The organism is Neisseria sp. Ec49-e6-T10, assembly GCF_051132615.1.
GTDB lineage: Bacteria > Pseudomonadota > Gammaproteobacteria > Burkholderiales > Neisseriaceae.
This window is the reverse complement of record NZ_CP152375.1, coordinates 119,101-133,890: the sequence shown is the minus strand read 5'-3', so window position 1 is coordinate 133,890 and position 14,790 is coordinate 119,101. Positions and strand designations below refer to the sequence as shown.

15 protein-coding genes and 1 riboswitch are annotated in these 14,790 nt (G+C 37.2%); of the genes, 12 read left to right on the top strand and 3 right to left on the bottom strand.

All coding sequences use genetic code 11. The annotated features are described in order from the left end of the window. The first annotated feature begins 11 nt into the window (after positions 1-11). The 9 genes from pepN to nusB all read left to right on the top strand — a co-directional run bounded on the left by pepN (position 12) and on the right by nusB (position 9,090). Positions 12-2,657 carry an aminopeptidase N gene (pepN, locus tag AADH04_RS00635; protein ID WP_434778325.1) on the top strand — a complete coding sequence of 882 codons (2,646 nt, stop codon included), beginning with the start codon at positions 12-14 and terminating at the stop codon, positions 2,655-2,657. A 154-nt stretch (positions 2,658-2,811) separates the two neighbouring features. Further along, positions 2,812-3,078 carry a GNAT family N-acetyltransferase gene (locus AADH04_RS00630; protein ID WP_434778324.1) on the top strand — a complete coding sequence of 89 codons (267 nt, stop codon included), beginning with the start codon at positions 2,812-2,814 and terminating at the stop codon, positions 3,076-3,078. A gap of 274 nt (positions 3,079-3,352) precedes the next feature. Next, the gene (gene ppx, locus AADH04_RS00625; protein WP_434778323.1) at positions 3,353-4,849 is read left to right on the top strand and encodes an exopolyphosphatase; all 1,497 of its coding nucleotides are present in this window, start codon (positions 3,353-3,355) and stop codon (positions 4,847-4,849) included. A gap of 1 nt (position 4,850) precedes the next feature. Beyond that, positions 4,851-5,903 carry a magnesium/cobalt transporter CorA gene (gene corA, locus AADH04_RS00620; protein ID WP_434778322.1) on the top strand — a complete coding sequence of 351 codons (1,053 nt, stop codon included), beginning with the start codon at positions 4,851-4,853 and terminating at the stop codon, positions 5,901-5,903. Next, complete coding sequence (locus AADH04_RS00615; protein ID WP_434778321.1) at positions 5,903-6,394, top strand: acyl-CoA thioesterase; 492 nt, start codon at positions 5,903-5,905, stop codon at positions 6,392-6,394. Before corA ends, AADH04_RS00615 begins: the two co-directional genes overlap by 1 nt. 10 nt (positions 6,395-6,404) lie before the next feature. Beyond that, positions 6,405-7,034 carry a riboflavin synthase subunit alpha gene (locus AADH04_RS00610; protein ID WP_434778320.1) on the top strand — a complete coding sequence of 210 codons (630 nt, stop codon included), beginning with the start codon at positions 6,405-6,407 and terminating at the stop codon, positions 7,032-7,034. Then, the gene (gene ribBA, locus AADH04_RS00605; RefSeq protein ID WP_434779766.1) at positions 7,006-8,127 is read left to right on the top strand and encodes a bifunctional 3,4-dihydroxy-2-butanone-4-phosphate synthase/GTP cyclohydrolase II; all 1,122 of its coding nucleotides are present in this window, start codon (positions 7,006-7,008) and stop codon (positions 8,125-8,127) included. Before AADH04_RS00610 ends, ribBA begins: the two co-directional genes overlap by 29 nt. A gap of 60 nt (positions 8,128-8,187) precedes the next feature. Further along, positions 8,188-8,649 (top strand): 6,7-dimethyl-8-ribityllumazine synthase, encoded by a 462-nt coding sequence (gene ribH, locus AADH04_RS00600; protein ID WP_434778319.1) that lies wholly within the window; start codon positions 8,188-8,190, stop codon positions 8,647-8,649. 3 nt (positions 8,650-8,652) lie between these two features. Continuing rightward, the gene (gene nusB / locus AADH04_RS00595; RefSeq protein WP_434778318.1) at positions 8,653-9,090 is read left to right on the top strand and encodes a transcription antitermination factor NusB; all 438 of its coding nucleotides are present in this window, start codon (positions 8,653-8,655) and stop codon (positions 9,088-9,090) included. A gap of 49 nt (positions 9,091-9,139) precedes the next feature. Here the strand turns inward: nusB and AADH04_RS00590 are convergent, their stop codons facing one another. From AADH04_RS00590 to gltS, 3 genes are all read right to left on the bottom strand, one after another. Next, positions 9,140-9,892 (bottom strand): tyrosine-protein phosphatase, encoded by a 753-nt coding sequence (locus tag AADH04_RS00590; protein WP_434778317.1) that lies wholly within the window; start codon positions 9,890-9,892, stop codon positions 9,140-9,142. Beyond that, complete coding sequence (locus AADH04_RS00585; protein WP_434778316.1) at positions 9,892-10,203, bottom strand: YfcZ/YiiS family protein; 312 nt, start codon at positions 10,201-10,203, stop codon at positions 9,892-9,894. The genes AADH04_RS00590 and AADH04_RS00585 overlap by 1 nt, the downstream gene beginning before the upstream one ends. A gap of 149 nt (positions 10,204-10,352) precedes the next feature. After that, positions 10,353-11,585 (bottom strand): sodium/glutamate symporter, encoded by a 1,233-nt coding sequence (gene gltS, locus AADH04_RS00580; protein ID WP_434778315.1) that lies wholly within the window; start codon positions 11,583-11,585, stop codon positions 10,353-10,355. A gap of 419 nt (positions 11,586-12,004) precedes the next feature. Between gltS and AADH04_RS00575 the strand changes: the two genes are divergently transcribed. From AADH04_RS00575 to AADH04_RS00565, 3 genes are all read left to right on the top strand, one after another. Further along, the gene (locus tag AADH04_RS00575) at positions 12,005-12,553 is read left to right on the top strand and encodes a cob(I)yrinic acid a,c-diamide adenosyltransferase (protein ID WP_434778314.1); all 549 of its coding nucleotides are present in this window, start codon (positions 12,005-12,007) and stop codon (positions 12,551-12,553) included. Positions 12,554-12,564: 11 nt separating this feature from the next. After that, on the top strand, positions 12,565-13,020 hold the full coding sequence (locus tag AADH04_RS00570) for a precorrin-2 dehydrogenase/sirohydrochlorin ferrochelatase family protein (protein ID WP_434778313.1): 456 nt from the start codon (positions 12,565-12,567) through the stop codon (positions 13,018-13,020). 55 nt (positions 13,021-13,075) lie between these two features. Then, positions 13,076-13,256: riboswitch (cobalamin riboswitch) on the top strand. 143 nt (positions 13,257-13,399) lie between these two features. Next, positions 13,400-14,788 carry a cobyrinate a,c-diamide synthase gene (locus AADH04_RS00565; RefSeq protein ID WP_434778312.1) on the top strand — a complete coding sequence of 463 codons (1,389 nt, stop codon included), beginning with the start codon at positions 13,400-13,402 and terminating at the stop codon, positions 14,786-14,788. Positions 14,789-14,790 lie beyond the last annotated feature (2 nt).

Sequence of the window (14,790 nt, the reverse complement as noted above, 5' to 3'; positions counted from 1 at the left end):
GTAGGAAAATAATGACAAAACAGTTACACACACAGTATCTAAAAGATTATCAAGCACCTGAATTTACAATAGATCAAGTAGATTTACATTTTGACATTGAAAAAGAGTATGTGAATTTACGTTCAAGGCTATTAATGCATCCTATTGGTCATACACGAACCTTACAATTAATGGGCTCAGCATTATTAAAGGCTGTTTTATTGGATGGGCAAGAATTAAAGCCAGAACATTATAAATTAGATGTGGACAATGAAGTATTGACGGTATTTTCTGTGCCAGAGAGTATTTTTGTTTTAGAAATTGTGACGCAACTTGAGCCAAAAAATAATAAAAGTTTAATGGGGTTGTATCAGTCTAACGGAAATCTGTTTACTCAATGTGAACCCGAAGGTTTTCGAAAGATGACATATTATCTGGATCGCCCAGATGTGATGGCTAAATTTTCAACAACAATTGTTGCAGATAAACATGATTACCCTGTGTTATTGTCTAACGGTAATTTAGTGGCACAAGGCATTCAGGATAAAAATAGACATTGGGTCAAGTGGGTTGATCCTTTTCGGAAGCCAAGTTATTTATTCGCTTTAGTTGCAGGTAATTTGGCTTTAAGTGCTGATGAATTTATTACTCGATCTGGTAAAAAAGTAGCGTTGCATTTTTATACTGAAAAGCAAGATCAACATAAAGTAGACTTTGCAATTGAGTCGTTAAAAAATGCCATGAAATGGGACGAGGAGCGTTTTGGTCTGGAATATGATTTAGATATTTATATGGTAGTTGCTGTTGGTGATTTTAATATGGGTGCAATGGAGAATAAAGGTTTGAATATTTTCAATACTAAATATGTTCTTGCCAGCACACAAACAGCAACGGATGCAGATTTTGAGGGGATTGAGAGTGTCATTGGACATGAATATTTTCACAATTATACAGGTAATAGGGTCACTTGCCGTGATTGGTTTCAGTTGTCTTTAAAAGAAGGACTGACGGTTTTTAGAGATCAGGAATTCTCTGCTGATAGGGCAAGTAGAGCAGTTAGACGCATAGAAAATGTTCGTCTATTACGTGCAATGCAATTTGCCGAAGATGCAGGCCCAATGGCGCATCCTGTCAGACCCGCTTCTTTTGTTGAAATCAATAATTTTTATACATTGACTATTTATGAAAAAGGTGCAGAAGTTGTACGCATGATGCATACTATTTTGGGAGAAGTAGGTTTTCAAAAAGGGATGCAACTTTATTTTGAGCGTTTTGATGGTAAAGCAGTAACATGTGATGATTTTAGAAATGCTATGGCTGATGCCAATCAAATTAATTTGGATCAGTTTGCTTTATGGTATAGCCAAGCAGGTACACCTATAATCAATGCTTCAGGAAAATTGGATTCAGACAATCACACATACACTTTGACCTTGTCCCAACAAATACCCAGTACACCAGATGGTTTGGATAAGAAACCAATGATGATTCCTGTTTTGGTTGGATTGTTAAATGAACAAGGGCAGGAAGTATTAACTAAAATAGATGAAACAGAAGCATTCACTCAATTATTATTGTTAACAGAAGAAATACAAAGTTTTGTGTTTGAAAATATTACTGAGTCGGTTGTGCCTTCTTTATTAAGAGAGTTTAGCGCGCCAGTACGTTTGTTTTATCCTTATTCTGAACAGGAATTGGCTATTTTAATGGCACATGATGTTAACTCGTTTACTCGTTGGGAAGCGGCACAAACATTATTTAAGAGAGCCATTCAAGCCAATTATGAAGCTTTAAGCACACAGGCCATTTTACCAGAACATTGTATGTTAATTGAGAGCTATAAACAGGCGTTAGTGGATGATGGTATTGATTCGGCATTCAAAGCTTTATTGTTAACTTTACCAAGTGTTTCTGAACTGCTTGAAGAATATGAAAGTGTGCAACCAAGATTATTGGTTCAGGCTCATGAGGTATTATTAGATAAATTGGCTGTATCTTGTGTACATGAGTTTAGCCGTATAGAAAAAGCATGTTTGATAAAAGAGAGCACATCTGATTATAAGCAACCATATGATTACCATCCTGATCTGGCTGGTGTACGCAGCTTATTGAATGTTGTACGTGCTTATTTAGTTAGAGCCTTGCCTGATAGTGTGGCCATGTTGGCAAAAAACTTACCAAAACAAAGCCCAAATATGACTCATTATATGGGAGCTTTGCAGGCTGTGAATAATAGTGCTCATCCTCAAAGAATGCTTGCATTAAATGAATTCGCTGAGCATTTTAAAGAAGATGCCTTGGTACTTGATAAATACTTTATGTTGATTGGCAGCAGCAAAAATCCTGAAGCATTAAAAGAAGTGCAAGAGGCACTTCAGCATCCAGCTTTTAGTATTGAAAACCCAAATAAGGTTCGCTCTTTGTTGGGTAGTTTCAGTAGAAATATTGAACATTTTCACCATGAAAGCGGCTCAGGTTACGCTCTTTTAGTTGATAAAATTATTCAGTTAGATCAATTCAACCCACAGATTGCTGCTCGTTTATTACAGGCTTTTAATATTTTGAATAAACTAGACAGTAAATTGCAGGTTATTATGCGTGGGCAATTGGCTAGATTAGTAGATCAACCAGAATTATCCAAAGACACAGCTGAAGTATTGGGTAAAATATTGGGGTAAAAACAATTAAACTGCTGTCTTTCGCTATTAATGAGTAGGAAAGGCAGCATACACATTTTTATTTAAGTCTTATTGTTTTAGCAGGTTTGATGTTTTAGGACGGTTAACCAATGTTGATTGTATTTTTTGTTTGCTAATACAAAGGAGAAGTTAAATGAATCATTCTGATGGTGTTGTACATGATGAAAGTCGACAACGTTTTGAGTTAGAGATTAATGGTGTGTTGGCTTATTTGACATATCGTAAACCTGACCATTCTACTATTGATATTAATTATACCTATGTTCCTGATGCCTTAAGGGGAAAAGGGATTGCAGCATGTTTAGCAAAAGCTGCTTTAGCTTATGCCCAAGAACAAAATTTACATATTATTCCTAGTTGCTCATATATTGCTCAATATATAGCTAAACATAAAATATAGGTTATTAATTTTTGCTTACTTGTATAAAAATCAGTCAAATGATTTTTATGGATTTATATTGGTTTAAGAATATTTTATTAATATTATGTGGGAAATATATAAAATATTGATGTGTTTTCTTTAAATTGATTCATACACAAAGTAATGGTTTTTTCTAAGGGGATTTTAAATAAGTGACCAAATATTTTTTTGAGAAAAGTGGTATTTGCGTGTTTTTGACATGACAGTTTGTGTTTAAATCGTTACCATAATGTCTTGGATGAAAAAAAAGAGTATGAACATGTCTAATAAAGGCGTTTTAGCAACGGTAGACCTAGGTTCCAATAGTTTCCGACTACAAATATGTAAAGTAGACGGGGAGCAAATACAGGTTCTGGATTCATTAAAAGAAATGGTGCGTCTAGGAGCTGGTTTAAACGAAGAAAAAATATTATCTAAATCAGCACAGGAGCGGGCTTTTGTTTGCTTATCTAAATTTTCAGAACGATTAAGAGGATTTGAGCCAGAACAAGTAAGGGTGGTTGCAACCAATACCTTTAGGGTGGCTAAAAATGCAGAAGAATTTACCAAAAAGGCACAAAAAGCACTGGGTTTCCCTATTGAAATTATTGCGGGTAGAGAAGAAGCTCGTTTGATTTATTTAGGTGTTGCGCATACTTTACCAAAGACAGGTGACAGACGTTTGGTCGTTGATATCGGTGGTGGATCAACAGAGTTTATTGTCGGTGAGGACCTTAATGCCATGGTCACAGAAAGTTTACCTTTAGGCTGCGTGTCTTATTCTATGCGTTATTTTCCTAATGGAAAAATAACGCATAAAGGTTTTCAGGCAGCAGTTTTGGCTGCTCGTAATGAAATTCAACGTATTGCACCTTTGTTAAAACAATATGGCTGGAAATTAGCTGTTGGTTCTTCAGGTTCTGCTCGTGCGTTAAGAGATGTTGTTGTCGCCACTCATACAGATAGTACAGATATTTCTTTGCCTTTATTAACAGAAATAGCCCAAAAAATTATTGAAGCTGAAAGTGTGAAAAAAGCACGTTTAGCAGGTATGAAATCAGAAAGAATGGAAGTGTTTGCCGGTGGCCTTGCGGTTATGATGGCGATTTTTGAAGAACTAGATATTACGCAAATGTCTGTGGTTGATGTGGCGTTACGAGAGGGGGTGCTTTATGATTTAATTGGTCGAAAATTAAGTCAAGATATGCGCGATGTAACGGTCCATCATTTTGAAAAACAGTATTCAGTTGATATAGAGCAAGCCAAAAGAGTACTTCAAGTTGTACAAAAATTATTGGCTGTTTTAAATATAAAAGAAAGTGATTTTGAAGAGGACGATTTAAAGCACATACAGTGGGCAGCTCGTTTGCATGAGGTTGGCCTAACGATAGCCCATACAGCTTATCACAAACATTCCGCTTATATTACAGCCAACGCTGATATGCCGGGGTTTTCAAGGCAAGAACAACAATGGATTGCGTTATTGATTTTAGGGCATAGAGGCGACTTAAAAAAAATGGGTTCTCAAGTAAAATCAAGACGAATGTGGATGTCTGTGTTGATTTTGCGTTTAGCTGCCTTATTTTGCCGAGGGCGCAAGGAAATTCGTTTACCTGAACATTTACAGTTGGTGCAAACACCAAAAAAAACAACGCTTTATGTGGATGAGTCATGGTTGCATCAAAATCCTTTAACCGCTAGTGCCTTGGCGCAAGAACAAATGCAATGGCGTAAATTAAAAAAAGTCTTTTCTGTAAAAGGTGTCCATTGATATGCAAGCTATTGACGAACATGATCTAACTGAAAATACTGAAAATGATGCTTCTGTGCCTCATTTAGATTCAGTTTGTACACCTTTTGTTGAGCAAGTTGTATTCCAGCATTTGGCTGTACATACTCGTCATTTTTCGTTATCAGATTTTGAGTGTATTTCTCCTGAACCAAATGAAATTATTTGGTTGCATTGTGTTGGGGTGAGGGAAGAAGCACAGTTGCGTCGAATTATTGATACATTTCATATTCATCCTTTGGTTATTGAAGATATTTTAAGTATTCATCAACGCCCTAAAGTAGAGGATTATGGTCATTATGTTTTTTTCGTTGGGCGTGTTTTTGGTTATAAAAAAACAGGATTGGTTTCTGAACCAGTGAGCATGATTATTGGCAAGAATTTTTTCCTGAGCTTTCAAAATCATGGATGGGATGGGTTTGCTACAGTTAGGAATGCTTTAATTGCCAATAAAGATGATATACGCTCAAGAGGTGCCGATTTTTTAGCTTATAGTTTTATTGACCATTTAGTAGATGACTATTTTAATATCTTAGATAAATTCAATATGAGGGTAGAGAAAATAGACCGTTCAATCCTTGATTTGGAAAAAAAGGATACTTTACAACGGGTTCATCGTTTGAAACGTGATGGTATTTTATTCAGAAGTACTTTATTGCCCATACAAGAGAGCCTGAATTTAATGATGCAAGGCAAAATACTTTTGTTTAAAGAAGATACAAGGCTCTTTTTAAGGGATGTGGTAGATCATGTTGATCACCTTGTAGCATTGCTTAATTCAACCCGAGAGCTGATTACAAGCATGATGGATGTTTATTTATCCTATCAGTCCAATAAATTAAATGAACAGATGCGTGTGTTAACAGCGATTACCATTATATTTATGCCTCTAACTTTAGTTGCGGGTATTTATGGGATGAATTTTACCAATATGCCTGAATTAGATTGGCGTTATGGTTATTTTTTTATTTTGTTGGTGATGCTGGTTATTGCCGCAGCACTGGTGATGTTTTTTCGAAAAAGAAGGTGGTTCTAATGCAAAATGATACCCAACGACAAAGAGAGTTGACCATGTCTTTGTTAATGACTCCTGAAATGAAGAATTTTTCGGGTAATGTACATGGTGGCGAGATTTTAAAATTATTGGATCAAGTTGCTTATGCTTGTGCCAGTCGTTACGCAGGTACATATGTGGTGACTTTGTCTGTTGATCAGGTGTTATTTAAAGAACCTATTTATGTGGGGGAGCTGGTGACTTTTTTGGCCAGTGTCAACTATGTTGGTAATACATCTATGGAAATAGGCATTAGAGTTGAAGCTGAAAATATCCAAACACGTCAGGTGCGGCACACCAATAGTTGTTACTTAACGATGGTGGCCATGGATGACCAGAAAAAGCCTACACAAGTTGCGCCTTTGCACGTAACAACAGATACAGAAAAAAAACGTTTTGAAGCAGCAAAAATTCGCAAACATTTGCGTATGGAAATAGAAAAATATCTGCATTCAGACCATATTACACAGTAAAGGGATCGTTATGTTTACCGGTATCATTCAAGGGCGAGGGCAAATTAAACATATTGAGGAAAAAGACCAGTTTCGCACACATATTGTACAGTTTCCCAGCCATATGCTCAGTGATTTAACCATAGGTGCCTCAGTGGCACATAATGGTTGTTGTTTGACCATTACCCAAGTCAATGAAGATTTGGTTGCATTTGACTTAATGCAAGAAACATTAAAGTTAACCAATCTAGGACAGCTAAAAGTAGGTGATTGGATTAATTTAGAAAGAGCCGCCCGCTTTGGGGACGAAATTGGTGGGCATACAATGAGTGGGCATATTATGTCGACAGCCCAAATTGATCATATCACCAGTACTCCTACCAATAAAACGGTATGGTTTACCGTACCTGAACCTTTAAAAAAATATATATTTACCAAAGGGTTTATTGGGATTGATGGGATCAGTTTAACCATTGGACAAGTTCAGGATAATCGATTTAATGTCCATTTGATTCCAGAAACACTGAATCGAACCAATATGGGGTCTTGTCAAATACAAGACAAGGTCAATATTGAAATAGATGTACAAACACAAGCTGTTGTTGATACGTTAGAACGTATGCTAACAAGTTATATTGAGAATAACAATAAAGGAGTATAAGGTCATGTCAGTAGCCAGTACATTAGAAATTATTCAGGATATTAAAGCCGGTAAAATGGTCATTTTAACGGATGCAGAAGACAGAGAAAATGAAGGGGACTTGCTGGTTGCGGCTCAGTTTATTACCCCAGAAATGATTAATTTCATGGTAACTCATGCCAGAGGTTTGGTTTGTGTGACTTTAACCGCAGACATGGTCAATAAATTTAATTTGCCTTTTATGGCGCCTAATAATGGCACAAAATTTGGGACAAATTTTACCGTATCGGTAGAAGCGGCAGAAGGCGTGACCACAGGTATTTCCGCGTATGATCGGGCGCATACCATTCAAACATTAGTCTCTCCCACTTCAAAAGCTGAAGACATTGTCCAGCCTGGTCATATTTTCCCCGTACGTGCGGAAAAAGGCGGGGTCTTAGTGCGTGCAGGGCATACAGAGGCAGGTTGTGATTTGACAACTTTGGCCGGTCTCACACCATCAGCAGTCATATGTGAAGTATTAAAAGAAGATGGTACCATGGCACATATGCTAGATTTGATCGAGTTTGGTCAAAAACACGGGATTAAAATTGGCACGATTGCCGATTTAATTGCCTATCGTAGCCAGAATGAAAGTTTGATCGAAAAATTAGATGAAAGCTTGATTCAAACCACGTGGGGAGAGTTTACTCAGGTAGTTTTTGCCGATAAATTGACCGATGAAACCCATATTGCTTTAGTAAAAGGAAAGCCAGATCCTAATCAAGAAGTGCTGGTACGCGTGCATGAACCATTTAGTGCCATGGATTTTTTAAGCCAACATCAAGCACATTCTTGGTCATTGCCTGAAGCATTAAGCCATATTAATACACAAGGTTGTGGCATAGTCATTTTATTGCATCGTGAAGAAGATGGCTTAAGCTTAAGAGAAAAAGCATTGGCTCATCATAATCCAGGTGCCATAAAATGGGACAGTAAAACTTATGGTATAGGGGCTCAGATGTTATCAAGCCTTAATGCTGGCAGAGTCCGCATTATGGGTAAACCTTCTGCTTTAACTGGTTTAACAGGGTTTGGGTTAGAAGTGGTTGGCTTTGAACAAGCGCCACATTAATAAAAGGCTGTGAGTAGTCGAGTAAAATCGGGTACAATGCGCTCCCTTAAGGAAAAAGAAATGAATCATATTTATAACAGCCATTTGGATGGCTCAACATTAAAAATTGGGATTGTACAATCTTGTTTTAGCCGTGAAATTTGTGATCAGTTGCTACTGTCTTGTACCAAAAAATTACAATTATTGGGTGTGAAGCAAGAAAATATCCATATTGCCTTTGTCCCCGGTGCTTTAGAGATTCCTGTCGCACTGCAAGCAATGACCAAAACCAAAAAATTTGATGCATTGGTTGCGTTAGGTGTGGTTATTAGAGGGGAAACCTATCATTTTGAATTGGTTTCTAATGAGTCAGGAGCAGGTGTGTCAAGAGTAGCACTTGATAGTGGTATCCCGATAGCCAATGCCATTTTAACCACTGAAAACGAAGCGCAAGCTTTAGTTCGAATGAATATTAAGGCAGAAGAAGCCGCCGTTGTGGCGGTACAAATGGCCCATTTATTAAAAGACATTGAGAAGGAATAATTTATGAAAACGCCACGTCGTCGTGCACGTGAGTTTGTGGTGCAAGGTTTGTACCAGTGGCAGTTAAACCCAGAATTAAGTGCCACAACAATCGAAAAAAACCTACAGGAAAATGAATATTTTGCTAAAGCCAATTTAGAATTATTCCGTGCCATTTTTTTCGGTGTATTAAAAGATAAAGACGTTTACGCTACTCAGGTTTTACCTTTATTAGATAGAGCTGTAGAAGAGGTAAATCCAGTTGAGCGGGCTATTTTATGGATGGCTTGTTTTGAATTGATGAATATGCCAGAAACCCCTTACCCTGTGATTATTAACGAAGCCATAGAAACAACCAAAACATATGGTGGGACAGATGGCTATAAATTTGTGAATGGTATTTTAGATAAGCTGGCTTTGAGTTTACGACCAGATGAAGTACGCATGAAAGAAAACGAGTAAAATAAAAACCACCTGATTAAAAGGTGGTTTTTGTGATCAAATGATAAAGTTATATAAGATAATGGTTACGGATTTTATCTAAGTCAATACCCATTGTTTTGGTTAGATACGTTTCTAATCCACCAAATTCCTGTTTGATTAATTTGATTGAAGCATATAAATAGTCTTCTTTTACCGATTGAAATAATTGATAAATATCTGGGCTGATGCCTAACTGTGCCGCATGTTCTGTATTTTGTTCAAAAATAGGCCCAGTGTATAAATTAGATTCTAAAAAATTAGCCATAATTGTGTCTTGATCCACGCCAAGCGCACTTAACAGCAATAAAGAAGCAAAGCCCGTTCTGTCTTTGCCTGCTGTACAATGAAAAAGAATATTACCGCCATCTTGCTCCGCTAGCTTTAAAAATGCCTGAAATTTTTGTTTGTATTGGGTTGGAAATTCGCTGTAAAGTGAACGAATAAATTGCTCAGCACCTTCTTTATCAATTGTTTTGAATCGATTCAACATCTCATTACTTGAAAAATCCCCCAGTTCTATTGCTTGGCTCACTCTAGGGAACAATTGGTTAAATGAACTTTCTTTTTCTGGTGATTTTTCTAATGCAGAACGGAAGTCAACAATGTGACTTAAATTCAATGATTTTAAATAATCCACATCCGTTTCGCTTGCCAAGCTTGGGTTAGCACTACGAAAGAGCATGCCTTTTTTTATTTGAGCATGATCTTGCGTTTGGATGCCATATAGATCACGTAGATTGTGAATGCTGTTTAAAGGTATATGCGTATCTTGGTTGTTCATTATGAATGTATTGGTAACTTTCTGAGTTTGAGTTGAAAAATTAAAGTTTCAGCCTGACAGCAAAAATTAAATGAAACCGAGAGCTCATGCCTTTCGGCAACTTCGTGTATATTACTGATGATCTCACAAGGGTCAGATGCTACTTGTTTGGCTAATTCAGTCAATGTGCTGAGCATCTGTTCTGCTTCATCTTTAGTGGCAAATACATCATTTAATGTGACAGAGCAATGTTCATTGTCAATGACTGTACCCATATCAAGACAGCAACAAGCAGGGGTTTCTTGAGCGTTATTATTGATTGAATCAACCATATGATCACCTTTAAGTTTATCGAAGTTGAGTAGGAAATTTAATTGCTTCCATTTTACACGTTTTTTTGTGTAGGATTTAATTAAAACCGAAAAACAATCTCATATCTAATATATGAGATTGTTTTGTTTTTAGTTTGTTTTCTGCGGATCTAATTTCCTAAAAAATTAATGAACCAAGTAATATTGGGAATAGCAACCAAATCAATCAAAACCGCACCTGATAAAGGCACAATTAAAAATGCTTTATGTGAAACCATTTTGTATTTTTCACATACAGCGCCCATATTGGCAACTGCATTGGGGGTAGCACCTAACCCATGGCCAATAAAGCCAGCACACATCACTGCTGCATCGTAGTCTTTGCCCAAAAAGCGGAATAAAATAAACCAAGCAATTAAAATAACCGCAATGGTTTGTAGGGCAAGAATGACTAAAAGTGGCCCCGCCAGATCATATAATTCCCAAATTTTTAGGGTCATCATTGCCATTGTTAAAAATATACCAATGGAAATATCGGCCATCAAATCAATTGCACGATCATTTATTTTTATGAGGTGAAAATAATCATTTAAATTGCGGAAAATAACCGCAATAAACATGGCTCCAACATAGCCAGGTAAGACAAACCCGCTAAGCGCTTTTATTTGTGCAGAAACAACGCCACCTAAGACCATAATCACCAAGACTAAAGCCAGCATATTCAAAAACTCTTTACTGGTAAATAATTTTTCGGCTGCTGTCTCTTGTGCTGTATGTTTATATAGGTCATCTTCACTGGCTTTGATTTCTAATTTGTGTTTTTTGATGAGTGAAAAGGCAATGGGGCCACCTAAAAAGCCACCAGCAATTAAGCCAAAAGTGGCAGAAGCAATAGCCACTGTTGTGGCACCAGTAACCCCAAACTCTTCTGCAATAGGGCCAAATGCTGCGGCTGCGCCATGTCCTCCTTCTAATGATGCAGCTCCTGCCATGACACCAAACATTGGATGAATGCCTAGAATAGAGGCTAAACCTGAACCAAAAGCATTTTGAAAAATGGCCAATCCCCAGCAGCAAATTAGGTAAACAAATAGTGCTTGTCCGCCGCGTTTTAATGAGTTGAAGCTGCCGCCAATACCAACCGTTGTGAAAAATGCAATCATGAGTGGGGCTTGTAGTGAGTTGGTAAATCGAACACTAGCGCCACCATTACTGCCATGATGAAGCATCAGCAAAACGATGGCCATAAGCACACCGCCAATAACAGGGGCTGGGATACAATATTGGTCTAAAAAGCGAATTTTTTTACGAAGAGCATAACCAGTTAACAGCAATAATAAAGCAATTGCTGTTGTCCATAGCGCATCAAATTCAATGAGTTTTTCGGTAAGGTTCCATTCCATAAACAACCTCCTTGAGTTTAGGAAAATATAACTAAAAAAGACATGGCTTAAGATTTATTGGATTGTTTTTATGATAGTTCTTGAAGTGATTGGTGATACCTTAGCATAAAATTAGGCGATGATTTAAATGAAAAAAAGTTAATTGGTGGTTTGTTGCATTAAATCAAATGACTAAATTTTGATAGAACATAATCAGTTTTTGTTTTTTTGAAATTTAGACAGCTTGTTAAGATAAAGCCAGCTAGAGCAAGAAAATATGCGTTAATAAAAAATAACACGCATTTGATTCAAGCCAAAATAATCATAGAAAGTATATTTTTCTGGTTGATCTTCTTTGTATTAAAACATAAGCTAAAAAAGCATCAAATAAAATCATGCATAAAAATGATATTCTCACACAAATGTAAAGGTTAAATGTTATGGTATTTCGTTTATCTAAAATCATCACCAAAACTGGTGACCAAGGAAAAACCCATATTGGTAAGGGGGTTCAGGTGAGTAAGGACTCTAGTAGAGTCATGGCAATTGGTGATATTGATGAGCTTAACTCTACAATTGGTTTGCTCAGAGTATACGTAGAAGATCAAGCAATTAAAGACAATTTGATTAGAATTCAGCATCATTTGCTTATTTCTGGCTCTTATTTGGCTGGTTCTGGGCGCTCGGAATTAACGCCAGCACATGTGGTTTTTTTAGAAAGCTGGGCTGCAGATTTAATGCAGTTATTAGAGCCTGTTCAGGACTTTGTTTTACCGGGAGGTTCTATTGCTGGGGCGCATTGTCATATTTGTCGAGTCACTTGTCGACGAGCAGAGCGTCATGTGGTTGCTTGTGCTAACGAAACCGAATTGGCAACTTTAGTGATGCAGTATTTAAATCGTTTATCTGATGTATTGTTTGTGTTGGCTAGGGTCTTGAATAAACAAGCCAATGTTGATGAAATTGTTTTACAACGCGATATGGTGTAAGGAATTTTAAAATGTTGTACCCATTAATGTTAAAATTAAACAATAAACAAGTTGTTGTCGTTGGTGGAGGTAAGGTTGCGTTACGTAAGGTAAAAGGCTTACTTGGTACAGGGGCAAAAATTAAGGCAGTTAGTCCAGAGTTTTTGCCAGAGTTTTATTCGTTAGCAGAAGTTGAGTTAGTGAATCGAGTGTTTGAAGCGCAAGATGTCTCTGAAGCCCATATTGTTTATGCTGCAACCAATGTTCCAGAGGTAAATCGAGCTGTAGGAAATGTGATTGAACATTGGCAATGGTTTGATGACACCAGCTTTGCTGAAGCTTCGAATTTTTATACCCCAGCGGTAGTGCGTCAGGATGGATTAATTTTGGCTATATCAACTGGGGGGGAGTATCCAGAAAAAGCAAAAAAACTCAAGCAACAATTGAGCGAATATTTACATAGATCAAACAATGATATAATTGATTGATTAATGTTCAAGTAGCACTTTACGAAAAATTGATTATTAAATAGACTCTAAACCATGAATTAAATTGTTGTTAGGTATAAATGGTGTATGCCATTTTGGGAAGCAGGTGTAAGTCCTGCGCAGCCCCCGCTGCTGTAAGGTGGACGAGCTCACAAAACCACTAAACATTGATTGTTTGGGAAGGGTGAGTAAGGTTGAAGCCAAGCCAGAAGACCGATCTAATAACAAAAAACTGTACTCCTTCGGTGGGAAGTGAGCGGTCATTTGTGTATTTTACATGTTTTACAAACAGTGAAATTACATTTGTACATGCTGAACATCCTACCAAAAATGAAGGTAGGATTTTTTATGTGCTGTACATTGTGAAGACTGTTTTGTTATGAAAAAAATACTGTTCGGTGCAACCAATAGTGGGGCGGGGAAAACCACCATTACTTTAGGTATTATGCATGCCTTAACCCTAAGAGGGTTAAGTGTGCAACCATTTAAAGTTGGGCCAGACTATCTTGATACTCTTTGGCATGCTCAAGCAGCAAAAAAGCCATCATGTAATTTAGATGCTTTTATGTCGTCTTCACAAACCCTTAATTTTTTATTTAACAAACATGCTGCTCATGCCGACATCAGTATTATTGAAGGTGTGATGGGTTTATACGATGGTTATGGCACAGACCCGTACTTTTGTGGTAGTGCTGGTTTAGCCAAACAATTATCTTGCCCTGTTATATTGGTGGTAGATGGTAAAGCGGTATCAACCTCCATTGCAGCAACTGTTATGGGGTTTCAAAAGTTTGATCCCAATACACCTATAGCAGGTGTTATTGTGAATCGTGTTAATTCAGACAGTCATTTTGAGTTATTAAAAACAGCGATTGAAAAGTATTGTGGTATCCCCGTTATTGGTCGCTTGCCAGCCATAACTGAATTAATGTTGCCTTCTCGGCATTTGGGTTTGGTGCCTACTTCAGAAATGGAGCAAATGGATGATTACTGGCAAAAGTTGGCTCATGCAGTAGAAACTTATATTGATTTAGATGCCTTGCTAAAAATCAGCCAGACACCAGATGTTACTGCTCAAGCCCCTGTATTGCCTGTTGCCAAACCTTATCAGGGTTTGAAAATGGCTATTGCACAGGATGAAGCATTCAATTTTTATTACCAAGATAATCTAGATTTATTGGAAGAGTTGGGCATTACCTTAGTGCCATTTAGCCCTTTAAAAGATTCTGTTTTGCCTGATCATCATCTTATTTATATTGGTGGTGGTTTCCCTGAAGTATTTGCTACAGAACTCTCTCAAAATAAAAACATGTTAACAGCCTTACTCAATGCACATCAAAAAGGTACGCCCATTTATGCAGAGTGCGGTGGTTTAATGTATTTGGGACAAGAACTTATTGATGAGGGAGGGCAAAAGTATGAAATGGTGGGCATATTGCCCGGTTACAGCCAAATGAGCAAAGGTTTAAAACGTTTTGGCTATTGTGAAGCAAAAGCCAAAGAAGATACTTTATTGGCGGCTAAAGGTGACGTGTTAAAAGGGCATGAGTTTCATCATTCGGAGTTTATAACAGATTATCCTACTGCTTTTGATTTATACAAAATACGAGATGGAGAAGTCATTAAATCTTGGCAAGGAGGTTATCAGTTGAACAATACTTTAGCTGCTTATTTACATATACATTTTTATCAAAAACCAGCATTACTTTGTCATTGGTTGAACCGAGCATTACAACAATCAGAAGAAGCAAAAACAGAAAAGGAATAAAG